Raw genomic sequence first — 8,768 nt, 5'->3', positions numbered from 1 at the left:
GGGGAACACCCGGTCCCATTCCGAACCCGGTAGTTAAGCCTTCCAGCGCCGATGGTACTGCACTCGTGAGGGTGTGGGAGAGTAGGACGCCGCCGAACATTCTTCCCTGAAAGGGCTTGTGGTTGGGGGCACATTGATTTGTGCTCCAAACCGCAAGCCCTTTCGGCGTGTCCACAGTAGGAGGAGCTAGTGCCCAGGTTCGGGGATCGACCCGGCGACCGTCAGCGTGGCCAGGGAGACCGACCGCGCCGATCCGACGACGGTGGCCGTGCCCAGGGAAATCGCAAGCCGACCGCGAGCAGTGGCGGTGGCCGTGACGCGCGCGGGTCGGGTGACCGGGCGACCGGTGGACCGCGTCGCGACGACCGGCCCGGCAACGACCGGTACCGCAGCGCTGACAAGCCGCGCGGCGGCGACCGGCGAGATGACAACCGAGGCGAGCGGCCTCGCTACGACAAGCCCCGTGACGACCGTGGCGCGGCTCCGCGCCGGGACGACAACCGGGGTGGGGGCTTCCGCCGGGATTCCGGTGAGCGCCCCCGCTATGACAAGCCTCGTGACGATCGCGGCAGCGCGCCGCGTCGCGACGACCGCACCGGTGACCGGGGCGGGTTCCGGCGCGATGACAGCCGTGGCGAGCGGCCTCGTTACGACCGTGGTTCCGCTGATCGCGGTGCGCCCCGTGGGGCCGACCGCGGTGGTGAGCGCTCCAGCTACCCGCGCCGGGACGACCGACCGAGTGGCGGCTACCAGCGCCGGGACGACCGGTCCGGTGGCGACCGCACCGGTGGTTACCCGCGTCGGGATGACCGGCCGAGCGGTGACCGTGGTGGGTTCCGCAAGGACGACCGCGGTGGCGAGCGCAGCAGCTACCCGCGCCGGGATGACCGTCCGAGTGGCGAGCGGACCAGCTACCCGCGCCGGGATGACCGGCCAAGCGGTGAGCGCAGCAGCTACCCCCGTCGTGACGACAGGGCCGGCGGCGGGCGTCCGAGCAGCGGTGGCGGTTACCCGCGTCGGGACGACCGACCCAGCGGCGACCGCGGTGGGTTCCGCAAGGACGACCGTGGCGGCGAGCGCAGCAGCTACCCGCGCCGGGACGACCGGCCGAGCGGTGAACGGACCAGCTACCCGCGTCGCGACGACCGGCCGAGTGGTGAGCGCAGCAGCTACCCGCGCCGGGATGACCGTCCGAGTGGTGAGCGGACCAGTTACCCGCGTCGGGATGACCGTCCGAGTGGTGACCGCAGCAGCTACCCCCGTCGCGACGACCGTTCCGGCGGCGAGCGCAGCAGCTATCCCCGTCGGGACGATCGGCCGAGTGGCGAGCGGACCAGCTACCCGCGCCGCGACGACCGTGGTGGCACTGGGCGTCCGAGCAGCAGCAGCGGCGGCGGTTATCCGCGGCGGGACGATCGGCCGAGTGGTGACCGCACCGGTGGTTACCCGCGTCGGGATGACCGGCCGAGCGGTGACCGTGGTGGGTTCCGCAAGGACGACCGCGGTGGTGAGCGGCCGAGTTACCCGCGTCGTGATGACCGTGGTGGCGAGCGCACCGGTGGTCACCAGCGTCGGGATGACCGGCCTCGCTACGACAAGCCGTCGCATGACCGGCCTGCGTACGACAAGCCGAGTGACGACCGTCGGGACGCCCGCAGCCGTGATCGGGCCGCGAGGTTCCAGGACCGGGTTGCGCAGGCCGATGACCCGCAGGTCACCAAGGACACCGAGGTCACCGAGGGAACTGCTGCCGACGAGGCCGTGACCGACGCTGTTGTGACCGACGCGGCTGTTGTCGACGCGGCGGTGACCGAGGCGGCTGAGGTCGGCGAGGCGGTGACCGAGGCGGCTGAGGTCGGCGAGGCCGAGGACCAGGACGAGACCGACGGCGAAGCAGAGACCGAGGCTGAGGCTGGGGTCGACGCTGAAGCTGAAGCTGAGGCCGACGCTGAGGCTGATGGGACTGGGGCCGGCGAGCTGGACGCGCCTGCGGCGGCCGAGAGGGCTGTGGCGCCCGAGTCCGACGAGCCGGTGTTCGTGCGGACCCGTACGCCTGAGGTGCCTGAAGGCGCCGACATCATCGCGCTCGACCCCGAGGTCAAGCAGGAGCTGCGCGGGCTGCCCAAGGGTCTCGCCGAGATCGTCGGTCGGCACCTCGCGGCGGCGGGCATGCTGATCGACAGCGAGCCCGAGCTGGCGCTGGAGCACGCGCGGTACGCGCGGTCGAAGGCGGCGCGGGTCGCGGTGGTTCGCGAGGCCGCCGGGCTGACCGCGTACCACGCGGGCGAGTGGGCCGAGGCGTTGTCCGAGCTTCGCGCCGCGCGTCGCATGTCGAACAGCACCGGGCACGTCGCGGTGATGGCGGACTGCGAGCGGGCGCTGGGGCGTCCGGAGCGGGCGATCGAGCTGGCACGTGAGGCGCAGGCGTCGACGCTGGCCCCCGAAGAGGCGGTGGAGCTGCGGATCGTCGCGGCCGGCGCCCGTCGGGACATGGGCCAGCTGGACGCGGCCGTGGTGGCCCTGCAGGGCGACGACCTGGACGAGAAGCGGCGTGAGCCGTGGAGCGCCCGGCTGTTCTACGCCTACGCGGACAACCTGGAGGCCGCGGGCCGCACCGACGAGGCCGTCAAGTGGTTCCTCAACGCGGCCCAGGCGGACGACGACAACGAGACCGATGCCGCCGAGCGGGCGTTCGACCTGAGCCCGCAGGAGTGAGCTCGCGGGCGTGAGCGCCGAACCGGCGTGAACCCCGAAGTCGCAACACAAGTCACACCTGAAGGCTCGGCGCCACCCGGCGCCGAGCCTTCAGACTGTCCACCAGGACACCGCGAACGGAGACGCCTGTGCTGCTGGCCCGCTACGACGCCCTGCTGCTGGACCTCGACGGAACGGTCTACCGGGGCCGGGAAGTCGTCCCGGGCGCGGTGGAGGCGGTCGCCGCCGCCCGTGAGCACGGCACCGGCATCCGGTTCGTCACGAACAACGCGTCCCGCTCGCCGGAAGCCGTCGCCGAGCACTTGAACGAGCTGGGCTTCCACGCCGCGCTGGACGAGGTGAGCACGAGTGCCCAGGCGGGCGCGGCGATGCTGCTGGACCTGGTGCCCGCCGGTACCACCGTGCTGGTCCTCGGCACGGACGCGTTGGCGGAGCAGGTGCGGCTGCGCGGGTTCCAGCCCACGGACCGCGCCGACGACGCCCAGGCCGTGGTGCAGGGTTTGTCGCAGGACCTGGGGTGGCGTGAGCTGGCCGAGGCGTGCGTCGCGATCCGCAACGGCGCGCACTGGGTCGCCTGCAACGTGGACGCGACGCTGCCCACCGAACGCGGTCTGCTGCCGGGCAACGGTTCCCTGGTCGCCGCCCTGAAGACGGCTACCGGCGTGGAACCGCTGGTGGCGGGCAAGCCGGCGACGCCGTTGCTGGAGCAGGCGGCGAAGTCCGCGGGCGCGCAACGGCCGCTGGTCGTGGGCGACCGGCTGGACACGGACATCGCGGGCGCGGTGCACGCGGGCATGGACTCGTTGCTGGTGCTCACCGGCGTGTCCACGGAGGCGGAGGCGCGGAGCCTGCCCGAGGAGCTTCGGCCGACCTACGTGGCTGCCGACTTGTCGGTCCTGTTTCGGCTACCTTGAATCCCGTGAGCTTCGAGGTTCCCCTTCCCGGCCCGCCGCGTGATCCCGTGGTCGGGATCGACGACGCCCTGGCCGGTCTCGACGGGCTGGATCAGCTCGACGTGGTCGAGCACGTGGCCCGGTTCGACGACGCGCACACGGCGTTGACCGCCGCGTTGTCCACCATCGACAAGGTCTGACCGGTGCCGCGCAGGGCTCGGCTGGACGCCGAACTGGTCCGCCGCGGGCTGGCCAGGTCACGGGAGCACGCGAGCCAACTCGTCGCCGAGGGCAAGGTGACCGTGCGGGGCACGGTGGCCACGAAACCCGCGACCGCCGTCGAGCTGGACACCGCGCTGGTGGTCCGGGAGACCGACGACCCGAACTACGCCTCGCGGGGCGCGCACAAGCTGGTCGGCGCGCTGGAGGCGTTCGAGGCGGTGGCGGTCGAGGGCAGGCGCTGCCTGGACGCGGGCGCGTCGACGGGCGGGTTCACCGACGTGCTGCTGCGCGCGGGGGCACGGCAGGTCGTCGCGGCCGATGTGGGTCGGGGGCTGCTGGACTGGCGGTTGCGCACCGACGACCGGGTCGTGGTCAAGGACAAGACGAACGTGCGGTCGTTGACCCGTGAGGACATCGGTGGTCCGGTCGACCTCGTCGTGGCCGACCTGTCGTTCATCTCGTTGCGGCTGGTGCTGCCCGCGCTGGCCGCGTGCCTCGACGAGGGCGGCGACCTGGTGCCGATGGTGAAGCCCCAGTTCGAGGTCGGCAAGGACCGGCTCGGTTCGGGCGGTGTGGTGCGGGACCCGGAGTTGCGCGCCGAGGCGGTGCTGGACGTGGTCGCGTCCGCGGCCGGGCTCGGCCTGCGGCTGCACGGGGTCACCGCCAGCCCGCTGCCCGGACCGTCGGGCAACGTCGAGTTCTTCGTCTGGCTGCGCCGGGGCGAGCCCCTGGACGCCGCGGACGCCACCGCGCTCGTGCGCGCCGCCGTAGCGGAAGGGCCCCAGTGAACGCCTCCTCACTGAACGCGTCGGTGTCCGGGAACCCGGCGACGCGGGAGATCCTGCTGGTCGTCCACACCGGACGGCGCAGCAACGTGCTGGTGGCCCAGGAGGTCGCGGCGCGGTTCGCGGCGGGCGGGGTGAGGCTGCGGGTGCTGGAGGACGAGGCGCCCGAGCTGGACCCGTCGTGCTTCACGCAGGTGGTGCCGGCCGACGAGAAGGCCGCGGAGGGCGCGGAACTGGTGTTCGTGCTCGGCGGTGACGGCACGCTGCTGCGCGCGGCCGAGTTGGCGCGGGCGGCGGGTGTGCCGGTGCTGGGGGTGAACCTGGGCCGGGTCGGTTTCCTGGCCGAGGCGGACTCGGACGCGCTGTACGAGGCGATCACGCACGTCGTCGACCGCGACTACGAGGTCGAGGAGCGGATGACGGTCGACATCACGACGTCGGTGAACGGCGACGTGCTGGAGAGCACGTGGGCGCTCAACGAGGCCAGCGTGGAGAAGAGCACGCGGGAACGCATCCTGGACGTGGTGGTGGAGGTGGACGGCCGGCCGGTGTCGGCGTTCGGCTGCGACGGCGTGCTGGTGGCCACCCCGACGGGGTCGACGGCGTACGCGTTCTCGGCGGGCGGGCCGGTGGTGTGGCCGGACGTGCAGGCGCTGCTGGTGGTGCCGAGCAACGCGCACGCGCTGTTCGCGCGGCCACTGGTCGTGTCGCCGGGGTCCGTGGTGGCGTTGGAGGTCGACCCGGAGGGGCATCCGGCGGTGCTGTGCGCGGACGGCCGCCGCACGGTGAACCTGCCGCCGGGCGCGCGGGTCGAGGTGGTCGGTGGCCGGACCCCGTTGCGGCTGATCAGGCTGCGGCAGGGACCGTTCACGGATCGGCTGGTGGAGAAGTTCGGGCTGCCGGTGCAGGGGTGGCGCGGCCCGTCCGCCGGCTGACGTTCGACCTGAAGATCAAGTGGGGCGCACCGGCCCCCGAGCACACGCTTTGTCCGTGTCGCCCAGTAGTGTTCGGCACGTGCTGGCCGAGATGCGCATCCAGGGCCTCGGTGTGATCGACGAGGCCACCCTTGAGCTCGACGCGGGTTTCACCGTGGTGACGGGTGAGACCGGTGCGGGCAAGACGATGGTCGTGACCGGGCTCCACCTCCTGGGCGGTGGCCGGGCCGAAGCGTCCCGCGTGCGCAACGGCGCGGACAAAGCGGTGGTGGAGGGGCGGTTCAACGCGCCCGCGGGCAGTCCGGCGGCGAAGGTCGCCGAGGAGGTCGGCGGCGAGCCGGACGACGACGGCAGCGTGATCGCGATCCGCACCGTCGGCGCCGACGGACGTTCCCGCGCCCACCTCGGCGGCCGTTCCGTGCCGGTCGGGGTGCTGGCCGAGCTGGCCGAGCAGCTGCTCGCGGTGCACGGGCAGAACGACCAGCTGCGGCTGCTGCGACCCACCGAGCAGCGCGCGGTGCTGGACCGGTTCGCCGGTGACGAGGTGGCCGAGCCGCTGCGCGCGTACCGGAAGGTCCGCGACGAGTGGCTGCGGGTGGCGACGGAGCTGACCGAGCGCACCGCGAGGTCGCACGAGCTGGCCCGCGAGGCCGAGATGCTGCGGCACGGCCTGGCCGAGATCACCGCGGTCGACCCGAAACCTGGTGAGGACGAGGAGCTGGTCGCCGAGGCGCGCCGGCTCGCCGACGCCGACCAGTTGCGCGAGTCCGCGTCCGGCGTGCAGTACGCGGTGGCGGGCTCACCGGACGGCGACCCGGACGCGCCCGGCGCGATGGGGCTGATCGGGGAGGCCCGGCGGCGGCTGGCGGCGTCCGACGACCCGCAGCTGCGCGGGATGGAGTCGCGGCTGGTGGAGGCGGAGACGCTGCTGGCCGACGTGGGCGCGGAGATCGCCTCGTACCTGGAGCACCTGGACGCCGACCCGGCGCGGCTGGAGCAGGTGCTCGCCCGCCAGGCCGAGCTGAAGTCGTTGACCCGCAAGTACGCGGCGGACGTGGACGGTGTGATCGCGTGGGCGCAGGACGCGTCGTCGCGGCTGTCCGGGCTGGACACGTCGGACGAGGCGTTGGCGGCGTTGGCCGCGCGGCGCGACGAGCTGGCCGTGGAGCTGGCCGGGTACGCGCGGCAGGTCACCACCGAGCGGGTCGCGGCGGCGGAGGAGCTGGGTCGGGCGGTGTCCGACGAGCTGACCGGGCTGGCCATGCCGCACGCCACGGTGGAGGTCGCGGTGCGGCCCCGGGTCGCCGAGCAGGGTGATCCGCAGGCCGTCGAGGTGGACGGGCAGCGGTTGCACGCGGGCTCGGGCGGTGTGGACGACGTGGAGCTGCGGTTGATCGCGCACCCCGGCGCGCCCGCGCTGCCGGTGCACAAGGGCGCGTCCGGTGGTGAGCTGTCCCGGGTGATGCTGGCGCTCGAGGTCGTGCTGTCGCACTCCGACCCGGTGCCGACGCTGGTGTTCGACGAGGTCGATGCGGGTGTCGGCGGTCGGGCGGCGGTGGAGGTCGGTCGTCGGCTGGCCCGGTTGGCGCGCAGCCACCAGGTCATCGTGGTGACGCACCTGCCGCAGGTCGCGGCGTTCGCGGACCGTCACCTGGTGGTGGACAAGACGGCGGACGGCGTGCTGACGCGCAGCGGTGTGCGGAAGTTGGACGAGTCGCAGCGGGTGGTCGAGCTGGCCCGGATGCTCGCGGGCATGGATTCGACGGACACCGGTCGGGCGCACGCCGAGGAGTTGTTGGCGGCGGCGAAGGCGGACAAGGAGAGCGTGCCGGTGGTGCGCCGCAAGGTGCGCAAGAAGTGAGCCGGAGACTCCTTGGGGTCCTGCTGCTCGTGGTGTCCGCGGCGGTGGCCGTGATCGGCACGTTCCTGCCGTTGATGTGGGAGGGCAGCGAGTTCGGCCTCCGCGGGGAGGCCTCGGTCGGGGTCAGCACGACGTCGTGGCGCTTCACCTCGGATGCCGGCGGGCTGGACATCGACCTCCTGCTGGGGCAGAGCCCCCAGTTCGGGGTGCCGATCGTCCTCGCGGCGGTGCTGCTGGTGGTCGCGGCTGTGCTCGTGTTCCTGCCCGAGCACCAGCGGCTGGCCGCCCGGTACACGGCGGTCGGCGGCGCGGGTCTGCTCGTGGGTGCGGTGTCGGCGACGGGCGCGGTGGTCGTGGCCGCGGTGTCGCAGGACGACGAGGTCCCGCTGGACAGCTACGCGGAGCACGTCCGCGAGGGCACCTGGGCGTTGGTCGCGGCGGCGGTGGTCGCGATCGTCGGCACGGTGCTGATCCACAGCCGGCGCGTGGTCGCCGCGGACGGGCCGGTGGTGCACCGGGTCGACGGCGTGGACGAGGCGATGGACACCCCGCCGTTCGGTCTGCGGGTGGTCGAGATCGCGCCGATCCCCGAGACCACGGGGGAGAAGTGAGCAGACGGCTGTTCGGTGCGGTGCTGCTGCTGGTGGCCGGTGTCGCGGCGGTGGTCGGCACGTTCCTGCCGCTGTACTGGCAGGGCGCACCCGTCGGGACGATGGAGCCGCGGGGGGTCGTTTCGTCCTGGAAGGTGGAGTTCCAGAACGTGAGGTCGGAGTTCGTCGACGTCACGCCCTGGAAGGTCCCCCAGTTCGGGGTGCCGATCGTCCTCGCGGCGGTGCTGCTGGTGGTCGCGGCGGTGCTCGTGCTCCTGCCCGAGCACCAGCGGCTGGCCGCCCGGTACACGGCGGTCGGCGCGACGGGCGTGCTGGCCGGCTCGGTCGCGGCGACGGGGGCGTTCGTGGTGTCGGTGGTCGGCAACACGCCTCCGGCCGACGACTCCGGCGCCCGCTCCGGTGGGGCGGGCGAGGGTGTCCTGGTGCTCGTGGCGGCGGCACTGGTCGCGCTGGTCGGCGTGGTGCTGATCCACGGCCGCCGCGCCGAGTCCCGGCCCGGGGGACCGGTGGTGTACCGGGTGGACGACGGCGGCGACGAGGACCTGGACACCCCGCCGTACGGCATCCCGGTGGTCGAGTTCGAGCCGATCCACGACACTGGGCACGAGCGGCCCGCCGACGGGCCGGACCACACGAGGTAGCACCGCGGGTCGACGTGACGGCGGTGCGCCGACTGGCGTCACCCTACCGGGCGAATCCGTCCACTGTGGAATGGTGACGGCACTGACCAGCCCGGATTCGTTCGG

The 8,768-nt window shown here is 73.1% G+C and carries 9 protein-coding genes and 1 rRNA gene; 9 read left to right on the top strand and 1 reads right to left on the bottom strand.

The genetic code is table 11. The features are described from left to right. Positions 1 to 98, top strand: a 5S ribosomal RNA gene (rrf, locus tag OQ02_RS41375); the annotation flags it as partial. 88 nt (positions 99 to 186) lie between these two features. Here the strand turns inward: rrf and OQ02_RS41370 are convergent. Beyond that, positions 187 to 1,608 carry a hypothetical protein gene (locus tag OQ02_RS41370; RefSeq protein ID WP_051772895.1) on the bottom strand — a complete coding sequence of 474 codons (1,422 nt, stop codon included), beginning with the start codon at positions 1,606 to 1,608 and terminating at the stop codon, positions 187 to 189. A gap of 153 nt (positions 1,609 to 1,761) precedes the next feature. On the opposite strand from OQ02_RS41370, the gene OQ02_RS28515 reads away from it, so the two are divergent. The 8 genes from OQ02_RS28515 (at position 1,762) to OQ02_RS44185 (ending at position 8,663) form a co-directional block, all read left to right on the top strand. Further along, positions 1,762 to 2,715, top strand: a complete 954-nt coding sequence (locus tag OQ02_RS28515; RefSeq protein WP_231500268.1) for a tetratricopeptide repeat protein — start codon at positions 1,762 to 1,764, stop codon at positions 2,713 to 2,715. A 128-nt stretch (positions 2,716 to 2,843) separates the two neighbouring features. Then, positions 2,844 to 3,629, top strand: coding sequence for an HAD-IIA family hydrolase (locus OQ02_RS28510; RefSeq protein ID WP_033441669.1), 786 nt, complete (start codon positions 2,844 to 2,846; stop codon positions 3,627 to 3,629). Positions 3,630 to 3,634: 5 nt separating this feature from the next. Continuing rightward, positions 3,635 to 3,808 carry a hypothetical protein gene (locus OQ02_RS45070; protein ID WP_197043527.1) on the top strand — a complete coding sequence of 58 codons (174 nt, stop codon included), beginning with the start codon at positions 3,635 to 3,637 and terminating at the stop codon, positions 3,806 to 3,808. A 3-nt stretch (positions 3,809 to 3,811) separates the two neighbouring features. Then, on the top strand, positions 3,812 to 4,618 hold the full coding sequence (locus OQ02_RS28505) for a TlyA family RNA methyltransferase (RefSeq protein ID WP_033441668.1): 807 nt from the start codon (positions 3,812 to 3,814) through the stop codon (positions 4,616 to 4,618). Then, a complete protein-coding gene (locus OQ02_RS28500; protein WP_231500267.1) occupies positions 4,615 to 5,550 on the top strand; it encodes an NAD kinase in 936 nt (311 codons plus the stop codon). The genes OQ02_RS28505 and OQ02_RS28500 overlap by 4 nt, the downstream gene beginning before the upstream one ends. A gap of 79 nt (positions 5,551 to 5,629) precedes the next feature. Next, a complete protein-coding gene (gene recN, locus OQ02_RS28495; protein ID WP_033441667.1) occupies positions 5,630 to 7,411 on the top strand; it encodes a DNA repair protein RecN in 1,782 nt (593 codons plus the stop codon). Further along, a complete protein-coding gene (locus tag OQ02_RS28490; protein WP_156077357.1) occupies positions 7,408 to 8,022 on the top strand; it encodes a hypothetical protein in 615 nt (204 codons plus the stop codon). The genes recN and OQ02_RS28490 overlap by 4 nt, the downstream gene beginning before the upstream one ends. Next, the gene (locus OQ02_RS44185) at positions 8,019 to 8,663 is read left to right on the top strand and encodes a hypothetical protein (RefSeq protein ID WP_033441665.1); all 645 of its coding nucleotides are present in this window, start codon (positions 8,019 to 8,021) and stop codon (positions 8,661 to 8,663) included. The genes OQ02_RS28490 and OQ02_RS44185 overlap by 4 nt, the downstream gene beginning before the upstream one ends. The last annotated feature ends 105 nt before the right edge of the window (positions 8,664 to 8,768 follow it).

Origin of the sequence: Saccharothrix sp. NRRL B-16314 (assembly GCF_000716595.1) — a bacterium.
GTDB lineage: Bacteria > Actinomycetota > Actinomycetes > Mycobacteriales > Pseudonocardiaceae > Actinosynnema.
The sequence above is the reverse complement of the archived record's forward strand: the minus strand, read 5'-3'. Positions and strand labels throughout refer to the sequence as shown.

Excerpts from the sequence above, each read along its gene's own strand:
- OQ02_RS41370 (WP_051772895.1), bottom strand. The coding sequence starts at position 1,608 with ATGCGACGGCTTGTCGTAGCGAGGCCGGTCATCCCGACGCTGGTGACC.